General features: G+C 70.2%; 23 protein-coding genes. 13 read left to right on the top strand and 10 right to left on the bottom strand.

Going from position 1 to position 19,566, the window contains the following annotated elements; all coding sequences use genetic code 11:
- The first annotated feature begins 126 nt into the window (after positions 1-126).
- The 8 genes from cyoA (at position 127) to pal (ending at position 7,703) form a co-directional block, all read left to right on the top strand.
- Entirely contained in the window at positions 127-1,218 is a 1,092-nt protein-coding gene (gene cyoA, locus NYP07_RS19150; protein ID WP_268153327.1) for a ubiquinol oxidase subunit II, read from the top strand.
- A gap of 9 nt (positions 1,219-1,227) precedes the next feature.
- Positions 1,228-3,237 (top strand): cytochrome o ubiquinol oxidase subunit I, encoded by a 2,010-nt coding sequence (gene cyoB, locus NYP07_RS19145; RefSeq protein ID WP_268153326.1) that lies wholly within the window; start codon positions 1,228-1,230, stop codon positions 3,235-3,237.
- A 17-nt stretch (positions 3,238-3,254) separates the two neighbouring features.
- Positions 3,255-3,878 (top strand): cytochrome o ubiquinol oxidase subunit III, encoded by a 624-nt coding sequence (cyoC, locus tag NYP07_RS19140; protein ID WP_268153325.1) that lies wholly within the window; start codon positions 3,255-3,257, stop codon positions 3,876-3,878.
- Positions 3,878-4,264 carry a cytochrome o ubiquinol oxidase subunit IV gene (gene cyoD / locus NYP07_RS19135; RefSeq protein WP_268153324.1) on the top strand — a complete coding sequence of 129 codons (387 nt, stop codon included), beginning with the start codon at positions 3,878-3,880 and terminating at the stop codon, positions 4,262-4,264. The genes cyoC and cyoD overlap by 1 nt, the downstream gene beginning before the upstream one ends.
- A gap of 179 nt (positions 4,265-4,443) precedes the next feature.
- On the top strand, positions 4,444-5,157 hold the full coding sequence (locus tag NYP07_RS19130; protein WP_268153323.1) for an SURF1 family protein: 714 nt from the start codon (positions 4,444-4,446) through the stop codon (positions 5,155-5,157).
- Positions 5,154-6,500, top strand: a complete 1,347-nt coding sequence (locus NYP07_RS19125; RefSeq protein ID WP_268153322.1) for an ATP-binding protein — start codon at positions 5,154-5,156, stop codon at positions 6,498-6,500. The genes NYP07_RS19130 and NYP07_RS19125 overlap by 4 nt, the downstream gene beginning before the upstream one ends.
- The gene (locus NYP07_RS19120) at positions 6,484-7,047 is read left to right on the top strand and encodes a response regulator transcription factor (protein ID WP_268153321.1); all 564 of its coding nucleotides are present in this window, start codon (positions 6,484-6,486) and stop codon (positions 7,045-7,047) included. The genes NYP07_RS19125 and NYP07_RS19120 overlap by 17 nt, the downstream gene beginning before the upstream one ends.
- 113 nt (positions 7,048-7,160) lie before the next feature.
- The gene (gene pal / locus NYP07_RS19115; RefSeq protein WP_378990052.1) at positions 7,161-7,703 is read left to right on the top strand and encodes a peptidoglycan-associated lipoprotein Pal; all 543 of its coding nucleotides are present in this window, start codon (positions 7,161-7,163) and stop codon (positions 7,701-7,703) included.
- Positions 7,704-7,874: 171 nt separating this feature from the next.
- On the opposite strand, the gene NYP07_RS19110 is transcribed toward pal, so the two are convergent.
- The 5 genes from NYP07_RS19110 to NYP07_RS19090 form a co-directional block, all read right to left on the bottom strand.
- A complete protein-coding gene (locus NYP07_RS19110) occupies positions 7,875-8,366 on the bottom strand; it encodes a MarR family winged helix-turn-helix transcriptional regulator (protein WP_268153320.1) in 492 nt (163 codons plus the stop codon).
- 29 nt (positions 8,367-8,395) lie between these two features.
- The gene (locus tag NYP07_RS19105; RefSeq protein WP_268153318.1) at positions 8,396-9,403 is read right to left on the bottom strand and encodes an LLM class flavin-dependent oxidoreductase; all 1,008 of its coding nucleotides are present in this window, start codon (positions 9,401-9,403) and stop codon (positions 8,396-8,398) included.
- A gap of 24 nt (positions 9,404-9,427) precedes the next feature.
- A complete protein-coding gene (locus tag NYP07_RS19100; protein ID WP_268153317.1) occupies positions 9,428-10,294 on the bottom strand; it encodes an alpha/beta hydrolase in 867 nt (288 codons plus the stop codon).
- A gap of 137 nt (positions 10,295-10,431) precedes the next feature.
- Positions 10,432-10,983, bottom strand: coding sequence for a GNAT family N-acetyltransferase (locus NYP07_RS24070; protein WP_268153316.1), 552 nt, complete (start codon positions 10,981-10,983; stop codon positions 10,432-10,434).
- Positions 10,980-11,222 (bottom strand): DUF2917 domain-containing protein, encoded by a 243-nt coding sequence (locus NYP07_RS19090; protein WP_268153315.1) that lies wholly within the window; start codon positions 11,220-11,222, stop codon positions 10,980-10,982. The genes NYP07_RS24070 and NYP07_RS19090 overlap by 4 nt, the downstream gene beginning before the upstream one ends.
- A 129-nt stretch (positions 11,223-11,351) precedes the next feature.
- Between NYP07_RS19090 and gcvA the strand changes: the two genes are divergently transcribed.
- Complete coding sequence (gene gcvA, locus NYP07_RS19085; RefSeq protein WP_268153314.1) at positions 11,352-12,266, top strand: transcriptional regulator GcvA; 915 nt, start codon at positions 11,352-11,354, stop codon at positions 12,264-12,266.
- A 6-nt stretch (positions 12,267-12,272) separates the two neighbouring features.
- Here the strand turns inward: gcvA and NYP07_RS19080 are convergent, their stop codons facing one another.
- The 4 genes from NYP07_RS19080 to NYP07_RS19065 form a co-directional block, all read right to left on the bottom strand.
- Entirely contained in the window at positions 12,273-12,986 is a 714-nt protein-coding gene (locus tag NYP07_RS19080) for a YebC/PmpR family DNA-binding transcriptional regulator (protein WP_268153313.1), read from the bottom strand.
- 79 nt (positions 12,987-13,065) lie between these two features.
- Entirely contained in the window at positions 13,066-13,491 is a 426-nt protein-coding gene (locus tag NYP07_RS19075) for a hypothetical protein (RefSeq protein ID WP_268153312.1), read from the bottom strand.
- A 57-nt stretch (positions 13,492-13,548) separates the two neighbouring features.
- Positions 13,549-14,619: a S1C family serine protease gene (locus NYP07_RS19070; protein WP_268153311.1), complete on the bottom strand. Its 1,071-nt coding sequence runs from the start codon at positions 14,617-14,619 to the stop codon at positions 13,549-13,551.
- A gap of 194 nt (positions 14,620-14,813) precedes the next feature.
- A complete protein-coding gene (locus tag NYP07_RS19065; RefSeq protein ID WP_268153310.1) occupies positions 14,814-15,305 on the bottom strand; it encodes a DUF3761 domain-containing protein in 492 nt (163 codons plus the stop codon).
- Positions 15,306-15,457: 152 nt separating this feature from the next.
- Between NYP07_RS19065 and NYP07_RS19060 the strand changes: the two genes are divergently transcribed.
- The 4 genes from NYP07_RS19060 to upp are packed head-to-tail and all read left to right on the top strand — an operon-like array spanning position 15,458 to position 18,217.
- Positions 15,458-16,069, top strand: a complete 612-nt coding sequence (locus NYP07_RS19060) for a hypothetical protein (protein WP_268153309.1) — start codon at positions 15,458-15,460, stop codon at positions 16,067-16,069.
- Between the two features lie 2 nt (positions 16,070-16,071).
- Entirely contained in the window at positions 16,072-16,800 is a 729-nt protein-coding gene (locus tag NYP07_RS19055) for an acetyltransferase domain-containing protein (RefSeq protein WP_268153308.1), read from the top strand.
- A 4-nt stretch (positions 16,801-16,804) separates the two neighbouring features.
- A complete protein-coding gene (gene rlmB / locus NYP07_RS19050; RefSeq protein ID WP_268153306.1) occupies positions 16,805-17,557 on the top strand; it encodes a 23S rRNA (guanosine(2251)-2'-O)-methyltransferase RlmB in 753 nt (250 codons plus the stop codon).
- A gap of 33 nt (positions 17,558-17,590) precedes the next feature.
- Complete coding sequence (gene upp, locus NYP07_RS19045) at positions 17,591-18,217, top strand: uracil phosphoribosyltransferase (protein ID WP_268153305.1); 627 nt, start codon at positions 17,591-17,593, stop codon at positions 18,215-18,217.
- Between the two features lie 146 nt (positions 18,218-18,363).
- Here the strand turns inward: upp and NYP07_RS19040 are convergent, their stop codons facing one another.
- Positions 18,364-19,545, bottom strand: coding sequence for an acetylornithine transaminase (locus NYP07_RS19040; protein WP_268153304.1), 1,182 nt, complete (start codon positions 19,543-19,545; stop codon positions 18,364-18,366).
- Between the last annotated feature and the right edge of the window lie 21 nt (positions 19,546-19,566).

Raw genomic sequence — 19,566 nt, 5'->3', positions numbered from 1 at the left:
TTCAACCGCCGCTTCGATCTGCGCAGCCTCGTCGCACGGCTGATCGTCGACACGGCACGCTGTTCGCCGCATCGCATCAGCGAGATTCGGGGCGGGGCTGAGGCACATTACTAATCAGGTGTCCGGATGTACCACAAACCTACCCTCCCGTCTCGCGTCTTGGCCTGGGGCTCCGCCCTCGCGGCCAGCCTCGCGCTCAGCGGCTGCGACCTGATCGTGATGAAGCCCCACGGCGACATCGCGCAGCAACAGGCCAGCCTCATCGTCACCTCCACGCTGCTGATGCTGCTGATCATCGTCCCGGTGATCGCTCTGACGCTGTACTTTGCCTACCGTTACCGGCAGTCCAACACGGAGGCGACCTATGCGCCCGAGTGGGACCACTCCACCCGCCTGGAACTGGTCATCTGGGGCGCGCCGCTGCTGATCATCATCGCGCTGGGCGCGATCACCTGGATCAGCACGCACAAGCTCGACCCCTTCCGCCCGCTGGACCGCATCGCCGAGGACAAGCCCCTGGCCGCCGACGTGAAGCCGCTGGAGGTCTACGCGGTCGCGATGGACTGGAAGTGGCTCTTCATCTATCCCGAGCAGGGCATCGCCCTCGTCAACGAGATGGCCGCGCCGGTGGATCGCCCGATCCATTTCCGCTTCACGTCCACGTCGGTGATGAACACCTTCTACGTGCCCGAGCTGGCCGGCATGATCTACGCGATGCCGGGCATGCAGACCCAGCTGCACGCGGTCATCAACAAGGCGGGCGTCTATGAGGGCCTGTCCGCCCAGTACAGCGGCGCCGGCTTCTCGGACATGCACTTCAAGTTCCACGGCCTGACGGAGGAGGAGTTCGCGCGCTGGGTCGAGGGCAACAAGGCCGGCGGCAATACGCTGACGCGCGCCGACTACCTCAAGCTCGAGCAGCCCAGCACCAAGGAACCCATCCGCCGCTTCGCCAGCGTCGAGCCGGGCCTGTGGAGCGCCATCGTCGACCGCTGCGTCGACGGCAAGAAGATGTGCTCCAGCCAGATGATGGCCATCGACGCCGCCGGCGGCGCCGGCAAGGGCGGCGTGGCCAGCACGATGCGCAGCCCCTGGCGCGACCTCGACGGCGCCCGCCGCGAGCGCACCGTCGTCGCCGCGCTGTGCACGCCGACGAATCCGCTCGGCCTGCCCGTCGAAACAGCCGAGGCCGCGCCGGCCATGTCGCTGAAGAACTGAGTCCGACCGATGTCCGCTGAACAACTTCACCCCATCCTCGGCCGGCTGGGCTGGGACGCCATCCCCTACCACGAGCCCATCCTCGTCGGCACCTTCGCGGCCGTCGCGCTGGGCGGCCTCTTCGTGCTGGCCCTGCTGACCAAGTTCCGCCTGTGGGGCCCGCTGTGGCGCGACTGGATCACCAGCATCGACCACAAGAAGATCGGCATCATGTACATCGTGCTCGGTGTCGTGATGCTGCTGCGCGGCTTCGCCGACGCTGCGATGATGCGCGCCCATCAGGCCATGGCCTTCGGCGACAACGCCGGCTTCCTGCCGCCGCACCACTACGACCAGGTCTTCACGGCCCACGGCGTCATCATGATCTTCTTCGTCGCCATGCCGCTGGTGACGGGCTTCATGAACTACGTCGTGCCGCTGCAGATCGGCGCGCGCGACGTGGCCTTCCCCTTCCTGAACAACTTCAGCTTCTGGATGACCGCAGGCGGGGCCGTCCTCGTCATGCTGTCGCTGTTCATCGGCGAGTTCGCCAAGACCGGCTGGCTGGCCTATCCGCCGCTGTCGGGCCTGATGGCCAGCCCCGACGTGGGGGTGGACTACTACCTCTGGTCATTGCAGATCGCGGGCGTGGGTACGACTTTGTCGGGCATCAACCTGATCGCGACCATCATCAAGATGCGCGCGCCCGGCATGACCATGATGAAGATGCCCGTCTTCACGTGGACCTCGCTGTGCACCAACGTGCTGATCGTCGCGACCTTCCCCGTGCTGGCCGCCGCGCTCGCGCTGCTGACCGCCGACCGCTATCTCGGCACCAACTTCTTCACGAACGACCTCGGCGGCAACGCGATGCTCTACGTGAACCTGATCTGGATCTGGGGCCACCCCGAGGTCTACATCCTGGTGCTGCCGGTGTTCGGCATCTTCTCGGAAGTGGTGTCCACCTTCAGCCGCAAGAAGCTGTTCGGCTACGCGTCCATGGTCTACGCCACGGTCGTCATCACCATCCTGTCCTACCTCGTCTGGCTGCACCACTTCTTCACGATGGGCTCGGGCGCCAGCGTGAACTCGTTCTTCGGCATCACGACGATGATCATCTCGATCCCGACGGGCGCGAAGATCTTCAACTGGCTGTTCACGATGTTCCGCGGCCGCATCAAGTTCGAGGTGCCGATGCTGTGGACCGTGGGCTTCATGGTCACCTTCGTCATCGGCGGCATGACCGGCGTGCTGCTGGCCGTGCCAGCGGCCGACTTCGTGCTGCACAACAGCCTGTTCCTGATCGCCCACTTCCACAACGTCATCATCGGCGGCGTGGTGTTCGGCGTGTTCGCCGGCATCAACTACTGGTTCCCCAAGGCCTTCGGCTTCCGCCTGGACGCCTTCTGGGGCAAGGTCTCGTTCTGGTGCTGGTTCATCGGCTTCTGGGTCGCGTTCACGCCGCTCTACATCCTGGGCCTGATGGGCATCACGCGCCGTGTGAGCCATTTCGACGACATGTCGCTGCAGCCCTATTTCGTCGTGGCCGCCATCGGTGGCGCCATCATCGCCTGCGGCATCGGCGCCTTCCTGGTGCAGATCGCCGTCAGCGTATGGCGCCGCAAGGAACTGGCCGACACGACCGGCGACATCTGGGGCGCGCGCACGCTCGAGTGGTCGACCTCCTCGCCGCCGCCGGACTACAACTTCGCGTTCACGCCCATCACGCATGAGCTGGACGCCTGGCACGACATGAAGCAGCGCGGCGTCGGCCGGCCGCTGAAGGGCTTCGTGCCCATCCACATGCCGAAGAACACCGGCGCCGGCTTCGTCATCGGCATGCTGGCCACGGCCATGGGCTTCGCGCTGATCTGGCATATGTGGCTGCTCGCCGGCCTGGCCTTCGCCGCCACCGTCATCGCGGCCATCGTGCACACCTTCAACTACGACCGCGACTACCACATCCCGGCCGATGCCGTGACCCGCAGCGAAGACGAGCGCACCCGTGCCCTCGCTGCTGTTGCCGGTTCGGCGGCTTGAGCCGGAGAGGCCCTGACATGTCTGCAAGCATTGCCACCCATGTGAACGGCGCACCGGTCTACTACGACCACGCGGGCGCCCACCACCCGCCCAGCAGCACGATGCTGGGCTTCTGGCTCTACCTGATGAGCGACTGCCTGCTGTTCGCAGTGCTGTTCGCCACCTACGCCGTGCTGGGCCGCAACTACGCGGCCGGCCCGTCGGGCGCCGACCTGTTCGACCTGCCGCTGGTGGCCGTCAACACCGCGCTGCTGCTGTTCTCGTCCATCACCTACGGCTTCGCGATGATCGCGATGCAGTCCAAGCGCAAGGGCCAGGTGCTGGCCTGGCTGGCCATCACGGGCCTGTTCGGCCTGGGCTTCCTGGGCATCGAGCTGTTCGAGTTCCACCACCTCATCCACGAGGGCGCCGGCCCGCAGCGCAGCGCCTTCCTGTCCAGCTTCTTCACGCTGGTCGGCACGCACGGCCTGCACGTCACCTTCGGCACGATCTGGCTGGTCACGCTGATGGTCCAGGTCGGCAGGCTGGGCCTGACGGCCGCCAACCGCCGCCGCCTGATGTGCCTGTCGATGTTCTGGCACTTCCTGGACGTCGTCTGGATCGGCGTCTTCACCTTCGTTTATCTGATGGGGTCCATGTGATGGCTGCCGATCACGCTCACGCCCACCACGACGACCACCACGATGACGGGGGCTTCCACGTCAGCTTCAAGGGCTATGCCACCGGCTTCATCCTGTCGGTCATCCTGACGGCCATTCCGTTCTGGCTGGTCATGGCCAAGGTGCTGCCCAGCCCCAAGATGACGGGCTTCGTCATCCTCGGCTTCGCGGCCGTGCAGATGGTCGTGCACATGGTCTATTTCCTGCACATGAACGCCAAGGTCGAGGGCGGCTGGTCCATGCTGGCCCTGCTGTTCACGGTGGCCCTGGTCGTCATCATGCTGGCCGGCTCGGTCTGGGTCATGGTCCACATGAACGCCAACATGATGCCGACGCCCGATCCCGCGGCGATGCGCAATATGCCGTGAACGGGTATGAGGCCCCTCGCCCAGTCTTGCCACGCTGAACGCGCGCAAGCCTGGTCGGTCCCCCAAGGGGACGGCGATGCTTGCGGCGTCGAGCCGCAAGCACATCGCCAGAGCGGGCCGGCTTGGGAGCGGCCCGGCGCTCGGCCCGCGAAAGACACCATGCGCTGGACGAGAGCTTCATGAATCGCGCCGCACGGATCGCCCTGATCGTCGCTGCGGCGCTGGCTAGCGTCGGCTTTCTGACGCTGGCCGCATGGCAGGTCCAGCGCCTGGGCTGGAAGGAAGACCTGATCGCGCGCGTCGAGCGCCAGGTCCATGCCGAACCCGTCGCGGCGCCGGCGCCCGTGGCCTGGGCTGCCGTCGGCAAGCCCGACGAATACCGCCGCCTGCGGCTGCACGGTCGCTTCGAGCCGCGCGAGGCGCTGGTGCAGGCCACCACCGAACTGGGCGGTGGCCATTGGGTGATGGCGCCGCTGCGCCTGGACGACGGCAGCCTCGTGCTGGTCAATCGCGGCTTCGTGCCGCCCGAGCTGCGCGCGCCCGAGCGGCATGCGCCGCCTGACGGACCGGTCGAGCTGACCGGCCTGCTGCGTCTGAGCGAGCCCGGCGGCGGCCCGCTGCGCCGCAACGCGCCGGCGCAAGGCCGCTGGTACTCGCGCGACGTCGCCGGCATAACAGCGCAGTTGCGGCTGGCCGGGCCGGTCGCGCCCTTCTTCGTCGACGAGTCCGCCGACCCGGCACAGCCGCAGCGCTGGCCGCGCCCCGGGCTGACGGTGCTGCACTTCAACAACAATCACGCCGTCTACGCCGCCACCTGGCTGGCGCTCGCGGCCATGGCCGCTGCCGCGGCCGGCTATCTGGTCCGCGAAGAGCGCCGGCGGACCTCGCCTTGACTACCGACCACCACCTCGCAGTCCCCGCCGAACCGGTCGCCGCCGCGCCCGAGCGCCGCGCCGGCCGCGCCAATCTGCGCCAGCTCATCGAGTTGCGCTGGCTGGCCGTCGGCGGCCAGCTCGCCACCGTGCTCGTCGTGCACGCGGCGCTGGGCATCGTGCTGCCCTGGGCCGAGATGCTGAGCCTGCTTGGCATCCTCGTCGCCTTCAACCTGTTCAGCCTGTGGCGCAACCGGCTGTCGCAGCCGGTGTCGCAGCTGGAGCTGTGCATCGCGCTGATCGTCGACGTCGGCGTGCTGACCGGCCAGCTCTACCTGGCCGGCGGCAGCGACAACCCCTTCATCTACCTCTATCTGCTGCAGGTCGCCGTCGCCTCGGTGCTGCTGCGGCCGGCCTATCTGTGGGCCGTCGTGCTGAGCGCGCTGAGCGGCTTCGTCGCGCTGATGCAGTGGCACCGGCCGTTGCTGCTGGATCCGCAGATGCCGACGCTGCTGTCGCCCAACTACCTGGGCGGGTTGCTGCTGTGCTTCCTGCTCAACGTCGGCCTGCTCAGCGTCTTCATCGTGCGCATCAACCGCAACCTGCGCCAGCGTGACGCCGAGCTGGCCGGGCTGCGCCAGCGCGCCGCCGAGGAGGTGCACATCGTGCGCATGGGGCTGCTGGCCAGCGGCGCCGCGCACGAGCTCGGCACGCCGCTGGCGACGCTGTCCGTCATCCTCGGCGACTGGGCGCATATGGCGCCCTTCGCCGCCGAGCCCGAGCTGCGCGAAGAGATCGAGGAGATGCAGCGCCAGATCCTGCGCTGCAAGGCCATCGTGACCGGCATCCTGATGTCGGCCGGCGAGATGCGCGGCGAAGCCCCGCGGCTCGCCCCGCTGCAGGCCTTCATCGACGGCCTGGCCGAGAGCTGGCGCCAGGCCCACCCGAACGCCGAACTGGCGCTGCGCCGCGACGGCGAGCTGCCCGAACTGGAGATCATCTCGGACAGCGCGCTGCAGCAGGTCATCGCCAACCTGCTCGACAACGCGGCCGAGGCCGCCCCCGGCACCCGCCTGAGCCTCGTCGCCGCCTGCCCCGACGAAGACACGTTGAGCCTGACCGTGCTGGACGACGGCCCCGGCTTCGCCCCCGAGCGCCTCGAACATTTCGGCGAGCCCTACCAGAGCAGCAAGGGCCAGCCCGGCCGCGGCATGGGCCTGTTCCTGTCCGTCAACGTCGCGCGCACGCTGGGCGGCCGGCTGGAGGCGCGCAACCGGGAGGAGGGCGGCGCCGCCGTGACCCTCACGCTGCCCCTGGCCGCGCTGCTGCCGCAAAAATCACCGAGCCATGCCCACCGTTCCTGAAGAAGACCGCCTGCTGCTCATCGTCGAGGACGACGACAGCTTCGCCCGCACGCTGACCCGCTCCTTCGAGCGCCGCGGCTGGCGCGTCGTCCGCGCCACGGGGCTGGACGACATGAAGCACCTGCTCGACGCGCTGCCCGAGGACGAGGAGCTCGGCCATGCCGTCGTCGACCTGAAGCTCGCCGCGGGGGCGTCGGGCCTGGCCTGCGTGCAGAATCTGGCGGCCTGGGACCCGGAGGTGCTGATCGTCGTGCTGACCGGTTACGCCAGCATCGCCACCGCCGTCGAGGCCATCAAGCTCGGCGCTTGCCACTACCTCGCCAAGCCGGCCAACACCGACGACATCGAGGCCGCCTTCGCGCGCCGCCAGGGCGATGCCGAGGTCGAGGTGACGGAGCGCCAGACCGCCTCCATCAAGACGCTGGAGTGGGAGCGCATCCACGAAGTGCTGGCCGAGACCGACTTCAACATCAGCGAGACCGCGCGGCGCTTAGGGATGCACCGGCGCACGCTGGCGCGCAAGCTCGAGAAGCAGCGCATCAAGTGACGGATGCCGCGAGCTGCGCGGCTCCGCGTACGCGTTGATATAGATTTGCACAAAAGTATTTGGCTATCATGGCGGTCCTGGGCGCGATTCCTGCGCCTTTGAGGACTCCATCCATGAAGCTGATGAATTCGACGCCGGGCGCGATCCTGGCCCTGGGTCTGGTGCTGGCCGGTTGCAGCAGCACGCCCGTCGTGCCGCCGCCTGCGCCGGCTCCTGCCCCCGTGGCCCCGGCCCCCGCACCCGTTGCGCCGGCCCCGGCGCCCGCGCCCAAGGTCGCCGCCGTCGAGCTGCCCGCCCATCTCGACCCCAGGAGCCTGATCTCCACCGAGCGCAGCGTCTACTTCGACTTCGACAACTTCGCCGTCAAGACCGACTACGACGCGATGCTGCAGCGCCATGGCGCCTATCTCGTCAAGAATGCCCAGCTGGCCGTCAAGGTCGAAGGCAATGCCGACGAGCGCGGCAGCGCCGAGTACAACCTGGCCCTGGGGCAGAAGCGTGCCGAGGCCGTCGTCAAGGCGCTGAAGACCTATGGCGTGCGCGACGGCCAGATGGAAGCCATCAGCTGGGGCAAGGAACACCCCAAGGCCAGCGGCCACGACGAAGCCGCCTGGGCGCAGAACCGCCGCGCCGACATCGCCTATCCGCAGCACTGAGTCCCGACCGAGGACAGTCCCTGCGGACTGTCCGACGCGGGACGAAGGCCCGGCGGCCTGCAAGCCGTCGGGCATGAGTCTGACCGAGGACAGTCCCTGCGGACTGTCCGACGCGGGACGAAGGCCCGGCGGCCGGCAAGCCGTCGGGCATGAGCCCGACCGAGGCCCGACCTACTGGCCGAGCGGGATCTTGGCGGCGCGCACGTCGCCGTCCAGCACGGCGATCAGCTGCGCCAGATCCTCGTCCAGCCGGGCCAGCGTGTCGGCGTCCAGCGAGGCCAGTGCCTGGGGTAGCACGCCGCTCAGCGGCATGGGTGCCTTGTCCAGCACGGCGCGGGCCTCGGGCCGCAGCGTCAGCTGCACGGCGCGGCGATCCTGGCCGCCCTTGTCGGCCTGCACGAAGCCGCGCGCCACCAGCGTGCGCACGAGGTTGCTTGCGGTCGACTGGTGCACGTCCATCGCGCGTGCCAGCTCGCTCGTGCCCAGGCCCGGCTGCGCGTCGATGAGGCTGAGCGCCCACAGCTGCGCGCCGCCGATGCCGGCCAGCTTCTCGACCTGCTGGAAATGCGTCTTCACCGTGTTGAAGACGAGGCGGAAGCGCCGCATCACGCGGATCGCGGGCTCGCTGAGTTCGGGCGGCGGGGCAGGGCGGCGTGGGGGCATCGGTCGATGATAGGGGCCGCCCGTGCCGCTCAGCCCTGATCGAGCGCAGCCAGCAGCTCGTAGCTGCGCCGGCGCGCCGCGTGGTCATGCACCGCGCAGGCGACGATGAGTTCGTCGGCCTGTGTGCGTTCGCGCGTCGCGGCCAGGCCGGCGCGCACGGTGTCGGGCGAGCCGACGATGGATTCGCTGAGCATGCGCGCCACCTGCGCCGCTTCGGCGGGCGTCCACAGCGCGTCCATGCCGGGCACGGGCGGCGGCAGCTTGCCGCGCCGGCCGCGCACCATGCCCAGGAAGCGCTGCTGGGCCGACGTGAACAGGAAGCGCGCCTCCTCGTCGGTCGGCGCGACGACGATGTTGAGCCCCACCATCGCATGCGGCTTGGCGTGCCGCGGGCTGGGGCGGTAGGTCGTGCGGTAGACCTGCAGGGCCTGCATCAGCAGCTCCGGCGCGAAGTGCGACGCGAACGCGAAGGGCAGGCCCAGGTAGGCCGCGAGCTGCGCCGAGTACAGGCTGGAGCCGAGCAGCCAGATCGGCACCTCGGTGCCCTGGCCCGGCACCGCGCGCACGACGGCGTCCTCGGCCACCGGCGCGAGGTAGGCCTGCAGTTCCAGCACGTCGTTGGGGAAGGCGTCCTCGCCGCTGCTTTCCAGGCTGCGGCGCAGCGCGCGCATCGTCGGCCGGTCCGTGCCCGGCGCGCGGCCCAGGCCCAGGTCGATGCGGCCGGGAAAGAGCTCGGCCAGCGTGCCGAACTGCTCGGCGATGGTCAGCGGCGCGTGGTTGGGCAGCATGATGCCGCCCGCGCCGACGCGGATGTGCCGCGACGCGGCCGCGAGCTGGCCGATCAGCACCGCGGTGGCAGAGCTGGCCACGCCTTCCATGTTGTGGTGTTCGGCCACCCAGTAGCGCTGGTAGCCCAGCTCGTCGGCCAGGCGCACGAGGTCCAGGCTGTTGAGCAGCGCGTCGCGGGTCGTCGCGCCTTCGACGACGGGCGCCAGGTCCAGGATGGAGAGCGGGGTCAGGGTGGTCATGGCCGTCATCTTGCCGGCCCGCGCTTGGCCCCGTCAGCGCGGGGGCATGCGCAGCCGTGCATGCAGCCAGGGGCCCAGCCTGGCCTCGTAGGCCGGGGTGGCGAAGGCATGCAGGTCCACATGGCCGGCGCCGGGCACGGGCCACAGCGTTTTGGGCGCCGGCGCGGCGGCGTAGAGGGCCTCGGTCTCGGGCCAGCGCGTGCTGCGGTCTTCGGTGCCGGCGGCGATCAGCAGCGGCGCGCGCACGCTGGCGACGGCATCGATGGGCCGCAGCTGTTCCACGTCCAGGCCCAGGCGCAGCGGCAGCTGCACGAGCAGCAGCGGCGCCAGCCAGGCCCCGGCCGGGCCGAGGCGCGTGGTCAGCCGGTCCCGCACGGCGTCGACGATGGTGGGGTAGACCGACTCCAGCACCACGGCATTCAGCTCGGGCCGGCGCTGCGCGAACAGCAGCGACGCGCCGCCCAGCGACACGCCGATGGCGCCCAGCCGCTCGCCCGGCAGCTGGGTGCGCAGCCAACCCAGCGCGGCATCCACGCCGGCAGCCTCGCGGCGGCCGAAGCTGATGCGGTCGCCGCTGCTCTCGCCATGCGAGGGCAGGTCGATCAGCAGGCTGGCCAGGCCCTCGCGCTGTAGCCAGCGGGCGCGCTCCAGCATCTGCAGCCGGTTGCCGCGCACGCCATGCAGCAGCAGCACTGCGCCTTCGCCGGCCCGCCCGGGCAGGAACCAGCCGCTGGCCTGCCCGGCATCGCCGACGCGGATGTGCACGGCCTGGCCGACCAGGTCTGCTGGCGGCGGGCCGAGCAGGGCGCGGGCCGGGCGGGTCAGCCATTCGCCGGCGGCCAGGCTGAGGAGGACGATGCCCAGGGTGGGCAGCAGCAGGGCGAGGAGCAGGCGTTTCATGCGAGGTCGGCCGCGCGCCGGCGGGCATGGATTCAGGAGGCTTGGCCTGAATTCTGTCCTGAATCGATGCCGGAAATCAGATGCGTGACAAGGGTTTGCCGCTCATGAGGGGCGGGTCGATGTCCGCAATCGCCGGATCAGTCTGCCGCCCCATCCAGCGCCAGCACCGCGCGCACCAGCCCGGCGCCATCCGCGTGGGCCTGCAGCCGCATGCCGAACTCGCGCATCAGCCCCAGCATGCGGCGGTTCTCGGCCAGCACGTCGCCGAACAGCTGCCGCAGGCCCTGGCGGCGCGCCTGCGCGATCAGGTGGGCGAGCAGCCGGCGGCCCAGGCCGCGGCCCTGCCAGTCGTCGGCCACGGCCAGCGCGAACTCGGCCACCGTGGGCCGCTCGGGATCGCAGACATAGCGGGCGTCGGCAATGACGGCGGGCGATCCGGCATCCCCGGTCTCCACGACCCAGGCGCGGTGCAGGCGCTGGTCCACGTCGATCAGCAGCCGCAGCAGCGCGGGGCTGAGCTCGCGCAGGCCGAAATGGAAGCGCTGTTGGCGCGAGCCCGGCGACAGGCCGTTGAAGAAGGCCTTCTCCGCACCGGCGTCGCCCGGGCCGAGGGCGCGCAGGCGGACGCTGCGGCCGCCCGGCAGGGGCCAGTGCTCGACGGCGACCGTGGTTGCCAGTGCGGCGTTCACGGCCTGGCCTCCAGCGGCTGCAGGTCCAGCACCGCCGGCCCGCTCAGCGCGCTGACGGTGACCGGCTCGCCGGTCTGCACGCTGAAGCCCTGGCCGGGCTCCAGGATGATGTCCCGCGCGTCGTGGTCGATCGTGATCCACAGCGTGCCGGCCGCGCTGGTCAGGCGGGTGGCGCGGGCATTGGCGAGGCGGGAGGCCTGGCCGCGTTGCAGCAGCAGGCGGGTGGTGGCATTGGGCATCGTGTGCTCCTTGGGCGGCGCTGCATGCCGGGTTGGGATGCTTGCATCGTGGCCGTCTGGCGCGGATAGTGAGCGCCGCGCCATCTACCGACAAACGATGATTCGGAAGGCTTCGCATTCCTCCAACTCATGCAAGACAAGCCGCTAGACCGTCTCCCGCCGCTGCAGCTGCTGGCCGCCTTCGAGGCGGCGGCGCGCCACTTGAGCTTCACGCAGGCGGCCGAGGAGCGCTTTGTCACGCAGTCGGCCATGAGCCGGCAGATGCGGGCGCTGGAGGAGGCGCTGGGCGTCACGCTGTTCGAGCGCCGCCACCGCGCGCTCGCGCTGACCGAGGACGGCCAGCGCCTGCATGCCGCCTGCGCCGCCGCGTTGAACACGCTGCGCGTCGCCGTGCGTACCGTGCGCGAGCCGCACCAACGCCAGCTGCTGGCGCTGACGACGACGCCGGGTTTTGCGTCGCTCTGGCTGATCCCGCGCTTGACGGCCTTCACGCGCGCCCACCCGGGCATCGACGTGCGGCTGGACGCCGGCCTGGGCAACCGCAACCTGGCCAGCGAGGGCTTCGACCTCGCCATCCGCTACAGCCCGGTCGGCACGGCCTTGGGGACGCAGCTGTTCGCCGAGTCCATGCTGCCGGTCTGCAGCCCGCGCCTGGTCGATGAGCTGGCGCTGCCGCTGCGCGAGCCGGCCGACCTGGCCCGGCACACGCTGCTGCACCTGGCCATGGACGACGACAGCGCCGGCATGCCGGCCGAATGGGAGCCCTGGCTGAGCGCCTGGGGCCTGGCCGACCTGCGGCCGGTGGCGCGGCTGAGTTTTTCGAGCTATTCGGAGGCGATCGCCGCCGCCGTGGCGGGGCAGGGCGTGGCGCTGGGCCGGCGGCCGCTGGTGGATGCGCTGCTGGCCAGCGGCCAGCTCGTCACGCCCTTCGATGCCGGCATCGCGTCGGCGCGGGCGTATCGGCTCATCGTCGACCCGGCGGCCAAGTCACGGCCGGCGGTCAAGGCCTTCGAGCAGTGGCTGCTGACGCAATGCGCCGGCTGAGCGCGGTCAGCCGGCGAGGCCGGCGTAGACGTGCTGCACGTCGTCGTTGTCGTCCATCGCGGCGAGGAAGCTCTCCACCTCTTCCAGTTGTTCGGCGCTCAGGCTCGCCGGGTCGATGGGGTTCTTGGGCCGGTAGCCCAGCTTGGCGCTCAGCACCGTGAAGCCCTGTGCCGGCAGGGCACGGGCCACGAGGTCGAGGTCGGTCGGGTCGGTCAGGAAGACCGTCACGCCGTCTTCGTCGGCGGGCAGCAGGTCCTGCGCGCCGGCCTCGATGGCGGCCGTGTCGGCGTCCGCCCCCGGCGTGGCGGGTTCGGCTTCGATCAGGCCGAGATGGTCGAAATCCCAGCTCACCGAGCCCGGCGTGCCCTGCTGGCCCTTGCGGAACAGCACGCGCATGTCGGACGCGGCGCGGTTGGTGTTGTCGGTCAGCACCTCCACCATGACCGGCACGCGGTGCGGCGCAAAGCCCTCGTAGATGACCTGATCGAAGTGCACGGTCTCCCCGGTCAGCCCGGCGCCCTTCTTGATGGCGCGGTCCAGCGTGTCCTTGGGCATGGACACCTTGCGCGCCGCCTCCACGGCCATGCGCAGCCTGGCGTTGTCCTTGGGGTCAGCGCCGTTGCGCGCCGCGATCATGATGTCCTTGGCCAGCTTGCCGAACAGCTTGCCCTTGGCATTGGCCGCGATGTCTTTGTGCTTGGCTTTCCATTGGGCGCCCATGGGGTGTCCTGTCTGTCGGTCTGTCGAATGAGCCCAGCGCGGCGGCCGGGTGGGGGGCGCTACTTTACGAGTTGGGAGACTATTTGCCGCGCGCTTCGAATCTATCTAGCAGCTCGTATAGCTGAAGTAGGTCTTCTTTCCAGCCTGGTTCGGCTTCCAAGATGTCGATGCGGTGGCGGACGAGGTGGAACTCGCGTTCGCCACGGATGGAGCCGCGTAGTCTGATCTTTTCGAGCTGCGCCGCGTCCTTGACCAAGAACTCGGGGTAGTGCGCTGCAATCGCGGCACCGAGAGCTTCATTTGCAGCCTTTCTCGCTTCAAGGCGCATCGACCCTAGCAGCATCGGCGTCTCACGAAGACCCTGTTCCATGCCCGCCGCGAGCGCTGAGCGAGGGGCTTCAGTGGGGGCGACGTAGTTGCCTCGAACGTCAGCCCAATTTGCCACAAGTCTTTTTGCTACCGGATCTTCCAGCACCTCGATTGCGCCGTGGAATTGATCGAACACAGCGACCATTCTTGTGAGCCTGTCGATTCGAGTCATGTATCCCCCGTTGATCCAGCCTCAGTCGGAACTGCCCAACGTTGCCGTCACCTTCCGTGTCTGCCCTGCCCGCCACACCGTCAACGTCACCCTGTCCCCGATCTGCCGCGTCTCCAGCAGCGACAGCAGGTCGTCCAGGTCCGCCACCGCCTGCCCGTCGACGGCCGTGATGACGTCGCCCTGCACGATGTGCCCACTGTGGTCGCGGCCATAGGGCTTGAGGCCGGCCGCGGCGGCAGGGCTGCCGGCCGCCACGTTGACGAGCAGCACGCCCTTGGGCGCCCCCAGCGCCTGCGACAGTTGGGCTGGGCCGGACGTCACGCCCAGCGCCGGGCGGATGAAGCGGCCGTCGCGGATGAGCCGCGGCACGATGCGGTTGACCTCGTCGACAGGGATTGCGAAGCCGATGCCCGCGCTCGCGCCGCTTGGGCTGTAGATCGCCGTGTTGACGCCGATGAGGCGGCCGGCCGAATCCAGCAGCGGCCCGCCTGAGTTTCCAGGGTTGATGGCGGCGTCCGTCTGGATCGCACCCTTGATCGTGCGGCGCGTGACGGACTCGATCTCGCGGTTCAGCGCCGACACGATGCCGGTCGTCAAGGTCTGGTCCAGGCCGAAGGGGTTGCCGATGGCATAGACCTTCTGGCCCACCTGCAGCTCGCGGCTGCTGCCGACTGGAATAGCGGGCAGCTTGTCGCGCGGCGCCTCGATGCGCAGCACGGCGATGTCACGGTCGGGGAAGGCGCCGACGAGCCGGGCCGGGTAGCTGCTCTGGTCGGCCAGCGTGACGGTGGCGCGGTCGCCGTCCTGGATGACGTGGAAGTTGGTGACGATGTGGCCGGCCTCGTCCCAGACGAAGCCGGTGCCCGTGCCGCGCGGCTGCTCGCTGGTGCGCAGCGAGAAGAAGTCGCGCTGCACGGCCAGCGTCGTGATGTGAACGACCGAGGGCGACACGCGCTTGAAGACGCCGATGTTGTTCAGCTCCTCGGCGTCGAGCGCGGCACGGGGCGCGATGGCGCGGGGCTGGACGGCGGGGGCAGCCCAGGCCAGCGTCGCGGCGAGCAGCGGGGCAAGAAACAGAGGCTTGATCAACATGGTGAATAAAGCAACGGCGCCCTGCGGCGCCGCTTCATCCAGCGACTCCCACGGAACCGGCTTTGCCGGGCCGTCGGGAGTTGCCAAGGCCAGAGGCCTTGGCCCTCGCCAGGCACAAACAGTCCTCAGGACTGTTTGTGTCCGGGCTCAGCCCCTTGAGGGGGCGGCCGTCAGGCCGCAGGGGGCGGGCGGATTTATGCCTTGCAGTCCTTGCCGCGCGGGCCCTTGAAGCCCTTGGCCTTGGCGTCGGCTTCCTTCATGTATTCGCCTTCCTTGGTCTTGCCGTACCAGCGGTCGCCTTCGCAGTGGTAGACCTTGGTCTTCTCGTTGGCCCAGACCAGGCCGGGGCCGCCGCCGGGCGCGGCCGTGGCGGCCGGCTGCGGGGGCTGGGGCTTGCCGGTCTTGGCGGGCGCCGCTGCCGTGGCCGGGGCAGGTGCCGGCGCGGCGGCGACGGGCTTGGCAGCCGGTGCGGTCGCGGGGGCGGTCGCAGGCGCCGGTGCCGCGGCGTCGCCATACCAGTCCTTCACGCCCTTGTGTCCGCGGCAGGCGCCCTTCTTGGCGCCGCTGTAGTAGCTGCCGTCCTTGCACAGCCCGGTGGTGCCGGCCGGTGCGTCGGCCGGGGGGGCCGCCAGTGCCATCAGCGGCATCGAGGCGGCGAGGAGGGTCGAGATCAGCAATGCCTTCATGTCCACACGCTTTCCATGATTGGCGCCACGGCGGCGCCGGCCCATCTTATGGCGTCAAGCGGCTGCGCTCGTGCCGAATTCGGCGGCGCTGTCGGCCTGGCGCCCGGTTGCTGCGTTAGCCTCCGATCGCATCGGCTTGAAAGGGGTGGCGCATGAAGGTCGTGCATTGGGTTCTGGGTTTGGGGATGGCCTGCGGCCTGTCGGGCGTGGGGGCGCAGCCGGTCTGGAAATGCGAGGTGGCCGGCCAGGTGCGCTACAGCGACCGGCCCTGCGAGGCCGCCGGCCAGCCGCTGCCCGCGCGCCGGCTGCAGCCCAATGTGGCAGGCGGCCTCGCGCCCGAGGCGGTGCGCGCGGCGCTGGCGCCTGCATCGGCCGGGTCGGCGCCGAATGCGCCCGCGGCCAATGCCTGCCCGGGCGACGCGGAGATCCGCGACATGCAGACGCGCGGCAACTCGACGACGCTGGGCGACGCGGAGCGCCAGTTCATGCAGGACGAGCTGCGCCGCGCCTGGCAGTGCCGCAAGGGGCAGGGGCGCTACAGCGAGTCCGACTGGGCCGTGAGCCGCGCGGCCCAGGCTACGCAGTCCAACAACGGCGACCGCGACCGCCGCGACGCCCGCCTGCGCGCCGAGGCCATGCACAGCGCGGCCGACCCGGACGAGGGCGACCGCATCGCGCGCCGCCGCATCGCCGACGAGAGGCTGCGCGCGCAACAGGAGTGGGCGCGCAGGGGCCAGAATCCGGCGTCCACGCCGACTCCCTAGCCATGCCCGAGGCCGCCGCACCGTCTTCCCGTTCCGACCGCCTCGACGCGCTGCGCGGCGCCGCCATCGTCTGGATGGCGGCCTTCCATTTCAGCTTCGACCTGAACCACTTCGGCTGGATTCGCCAGGACTTCTACCGCGACCCGGTCTGGACCTGGCAGCGCGTCTGCATCGTCAGCCTCTTCCTGTTCTGCGCCGGCGGCGGCCAGGCCTTCGCGGTGCTGGGGGGGCAAGGCAGCGGACGGTTCTGGAAGCGCTGGGGCCAGGTGGCCGGCTGCGCGGTGCTGGTGTCACTGGGCTCGTGGGTCATGTTCCCGGGCAGCTGGATCAGCTTCGGTGTGCTGCATGGCATCGCGCTGATGCTGCTGATGCTGCGCCTGGGCCTGGCGAGGCTGCCGAACGTGGCGCTGCTGGGGCTCGCGGCTCTGGCCATCGCGGCGCCGCGCTTCGTGCAGCTGCCCTTCTTCGACACGCGCTGGGCGAACTGGGTGGGCCTGGTCACGCACAAGCCCATCACCGAGGACTATGTGCCGGTGCTGCCCTGGCTGGGCCTGATGCTGCTGGGCTTCGTCGCCACGCGCGCGCGGCCGGGGCTGTGGGCCGGCGCGGCGCCGCGCCCGCTGGCCGTGCTGGGGCGCTGGTCGCTGAGCTTCTACATGCTCCACCAGCCCGTGCTGATCGGCCTGCTGATGGCCGCGCAACTGCTGCACGGCGGGATGCGCGGACAATGACGGCATGAGTTCCGCCAAGTCCGTCCTGTTCGGCTTCCATGCCGTCACCGTCCGCCTCAAGACCCACCCCGGCTCCGTCGCCGAGGTCCATTTCGACCCGGCCCGGCGCGACCAGCGCATGCGCGCCTTCATCGAGCGTGCGAAGGAGGCCGGAGCCAAGCTGGTGGAGAGCAGCGACGAGCGCCTGAGCCAGCTGGCCGGCAGCCCGCGCCACCAGGGCGTCGTCGCCCGCGTGGCGGCCATCGCGCAGCCGCATTCGCTGGACGACGTGCTCGACGCCGTGGAAGGCCCGCCGCTGGTGCTGGTGCTGGACGGCGTGACCGACCCGCACAACCTCGGCGCCTGCCTGCGCGTGGCCGATGGCGCCGGCGCCCATGCCGTCGTCGCGCCCAAGGATCGCGCCGTGGGCCTGAACGCGACGGTGGCCAAGGTGGCCAGCGGCGCGGCCGAGACGGTGCCCTATCTGATGGTCACCAACCTGGCCCGCACGCTGGGCGAACTGAAGGAGCGCGACATCTGGGTCGTCGGCACGTCCGACCGCGCCGAGCGCTCCATCTACGACATCGACCTGAAGCGCCCCGTGGCCCTGGTGCTGGGCGCCGAGGGCGAGGGCATGCGCCAGCTGACGGCCAAGACCTGCGACGAGCTGGTGCGCATCCCGATGGCGGGCGCGGTCGAGAGCCTGAACGTGTCCGTCGCGTCGGGCGTATGCCTGTACGAGGCGCTGCGCCAGCGTTCGGCATCCGGCAGCCGATAATTCTGACTATTCAGAAAAACTGGGAAGCCCGCCATGGCCGTCATCGAAGTCAAGCACCCGCTGGTCAAGCACAAGATCGGCCTGATGCGCGAGGCCGACATCTCGACGAAGAAGTTCCGCGAGCTGACCGGCGAGGTGGCGCGCCTGCTGGCCTACGAGGCGACGGCCGACTTCCCGACCGAGAAGGTCGCGATCGAGTGCTGGAGCGGCCCGGCCGAGGTGGAGCAGATCGCCGGCAAGAAGGTCACCGTCGTGCCCATCCTGCGCGCCGGCCTGGGCATGCTGGATGGCGTGCTGGACATCCTGCCCAACGCCAAGGTCTCGGTCGTCGGCCTGGCGCGCGACCACGAGACGCTCAAGCCGGTGAACTACTTCGACAAGTTCGTCGGCAACCTGGAGGCCCGCACGGCCCTCATCATCGACCCCATGCTGGCCACGGCCGGCAGCATGATCGCCACCGTCGACCTGCTGAAGGCGCGCGGCTGTAGGGACGTGCGCGCGCTGGTGCTGGTGGCCGCGCCCGAGGGCGTGAAGGCGCTCATCGAGGCCCACCCCGACGTGCGCTGCTGGACGGCCGCCATCGACAGCCACCTGAACGATGTCGGCTACATCATCCCGGGCCTGGGCGACGCCGGCGACAAGATCTTCGGTACGAATTGAAGCCCCCCGCCCAGCTTCGCCGCGTTGAACGCGGGCGAAGCTGATCGGCCCCCCGAGGGGGCGGCGATGCTTGCGGCGTTGAGCCGCAAGCATCGCCCTAGGCGGGCCGGCTTGGGAGCGGCCCGGCGCTCGGCCCGCAAAGCCCGTCAGCCGAGCACCTCGGCCAGCGCGCGGCGCAGCAGCGCCAGGCCTTCGTCCACCTCGGCGGCGCTGATGTTCAGCGCCGGCATCAGGCGCAGCAGGTTGGGCCGCGGCGCGTTGAGCAGCAGGCCCACCGGCGCCAGCGCCTGCGCCGCGGCCACCACCTGGTCGGCGCAGTCGGCCGGCAGCACCAGCGCGCGCAGCAGCCCCAGCCCGCGCTCGCCCTGCAGGGCGTGGTCGCGCGAGATGGCCCGCAGGCCTGCGGACAGCTGCGCGGCGCGCTCGCGCACGCCGGCCAGGAAGTCCGCCCGGCAGATCTCGTCCACGACCGCCAGCCCCACGGCCGCCATCAGCGGGTTGCCGCAGAAGGTGCCGCCCTGGTCGCCGGGCTGGAAGCAGTTGAGGGCCTCCTTGCACAGCAGCGCCGCCAGCGGCACGCCGCCGCCCAGGCCTTTGGCCAGGGTCATGATGTCGGGCTCGATGCCGAACAGCTCGTAGGCGAAGGCTGCTCCGCAGCGGCCGATGCCGGTCTGCACCTCGTCGGCGATCAGCAGCACGCCGCGTTCGGCCGTCAGTGCGCGCAGCTCGCGCACGAAGCCGGGGTCGGCCATCACGACGCCGGCCTCGCCCTGCACGAACTCGATCATCACGGCCACCGTGCGCGGCGACATCGCGCGCTCCACCGAGGCCAGGTCGTTGAGCCTGGCCTTCGCGAAGCCGGTGGGCATGGGCGGGTAGATCTCGCTCCAGCCCGGCTTGCCGGACGCGCTCATCATGGCCAGCGTGCGGCCGTGGAAGCCCTGCTCGAAGCCGATGACCTCGTGCGCGCCGCCGCGCATGCGGCTGCCCCAGCGGCGCGCGAGCTTGACGGCGCCCTCGTTGGCCTCGGCGCCCGAGCTGGCGAGGAAGACGCGGTCGAAGCAGCTCAGGCCCACCAGCCGCGCGGCCAGATCCAGCAGCGGCCGGTTGTAGTAGGCCGGGCTGGGGTTCAGCAGCCGCTGCGACTGCCGCAGCAGGGCCTCGGTGATCAGCGCCGGGCTGTGGCCCAGGCTGTTCACGGCCCAGCCCTGTACCAGGTCCAGGTGGCGCTTGCCGCCTTCGTCGGTCAGCCAGGCGCCCTGGCCCGAGGCGAACACGGTGTCGGGCCGGCGGGTGATGGTGAGGAGGTCTTGTCCGGGGGAGGTCATGGCGCTGCGGTGCCGCTGTGG

Origin of the sequence: Pelomonas aquatica (assembly GCF_026712205.1) — a bacterium.
GTDB lineage: Bacteria > Pseudomonadota > Gammaproteobacteria > Burkholderiales > Burkholderiaceae_C > Pelomonas > Pelomonas aquatica.
The sequence above is the reverse complement of the archived record's forward strand: the minus strand, read 5'-3'. Positions and strand labels throughout refer to the sequence as shown.

What these genes read in the sequence shown, in the direction of transcription:
- cyoA (WP_268153327.1), top strand. Translation starts at nt 127, where the DNA reads ATGTACCACAAACCTACCCTCCCGTCTCGCGTCTTGGCCTGGGGCTCC.
- cyoB (WP_268153326.1), top strand. Translation starts at nt 1,228, where the DNA reads ATGTCCGCTGAACAACTTCACCCCATCCTCGGCCGGCTGGGCTGGGAC.
- cyoC (WP_268153325.1), top strand. Translation starts at nt 3,255, where the DNA reads ATGTCTGCAAGCATTGCCACCCATGTGAACGGCGCACCGGTCTACTAC.
- cyoD (WP_268153324.1), top strand. Translation starts at nt 3,878, where the DNA reads ATGGCTGCCGATCACGCTCACGCCCACCACGACGACCACCACGATGAC.
- NYP07_RS19130 (WP_268153323.1), top strand. Translation starts at nt 4,444, where the DNA reads ATGAATCGCGCCGCACGGATCGCCCTGATCGTCGCTGCGGCGCTGGCT.
- NYP07_RS19120 (WP_268153321.1), top strand. Translation starts at nt 6,484, where the DNA reads ATGCCCACCGTTCCTGAAGAAGACCGCCTGCTGCTCATCGTCGAGGAC.
- pal (WP_378990052.1), top strand. Translation starts at nt 7,161, where the DNA reads ATGAAGCTGATGAATTCGACGCCGGGCGCGATCCTGGCCCTGGGTCTG.
- NYP07_RS19110 (WP_268153320.1), bottom strand. Translation starts at nt 8,366, where the DNA reads ATGCCCCCACGCCGCCCTGCCCCGCCGCCCGAACTCAGCGAGCCCGCG.
- NYP07_RS19105 (WP_268153318.1), bottom strand. Translation starts at nt 9,403, where the DNA reads ATGACGGCCATGACCACCCTGACCCCGCTCTCCATCCTGGACCTGGCG.
- NYP07_RS19100 (WP_268153317.1), bottom strand. Translation starts at nt 10,294, where the DNA reads ATGAAACGCCTGCTCCTCGCCCTGCTGCTGCCCACCCTGGGCATCGTC.
- NYP07_RS19090 (WP_268153315.1), bottom strand. Translation starts at nt 11,222, where the DNA reads ATGCCCAATGCCACCACCCGCCTGCTGCTGCAACGCGGCCAGGCCTCC.
- gcvA (WP_268153314.1), top strand. Translation starts at nt 11,352, where the DNA reads ATGCAAGACAAGCCGCTAGACCGTCTCCCGCCGCTGCAGCTGCTGGCC.
- NYP07_RS19080 (WP_268153313.1), bottom strand. Translation starts at nt 12,986, where the DNA reads ATGGGCGCCCAATGGAAAGCCAAGCACAAAGACATCGCGGCCAATGCC.
- NYP07_RS19070 (WP_268153311.1), bottom strand. Translation starts at nt 14,619, where the DNA reads ATGTTGATCAAGCCTCTGTTTCTTGCCCCGCTGCTCGCCGCGACGCTG.
- NYP07_RS19065 (WP_268153310.1), bottom strand. Translation starts at nt 15,305, where the DNA reads ATGAAGGCATTGCTGATCTCGACCCTCCTCGCCGCCTCGATGCCGCTG.
- NYP07_RS19060 (WP_268153309.1), top strand. Translation starts at nt 15,458, where the DNA reads ATGAAGGTCGTGCATTGGGTTCTGGGTTTGGGGATGGCCTGCGGCCTG.
- NYP07_RS19055 (WP_268153308.1), top strand. Translation starts at nt 16,072, where the DNA reads ATGCCCGAGGCCGCCGCACCGTCTTCCCGTTCCGACCGCCTCGACGCG.
- rlmB (WP_268153306.1), top strand. Translation starts at nt 16,805, where the DNA reads ATGAGTTCCGCCAAGTCCGTCCTGTTCGGCTTCCATGCCGTCACCGTC.
- upp (WP_268153305.1), top strand. Translation starts at nt 17,591, where the DNA reads ATGGCCGTCATCGAAGTCAAGCACCCGCTGGTCAAGCACAAGATCGGC.
- NYP07_RS19040 (WP_268153304.1), bottom strand. Translation starts at nt 19,545, where the DNA reads ATGACCTCCCCCGGACAAGACCTCCTCACCATCACCCGCCGGCCCGAC.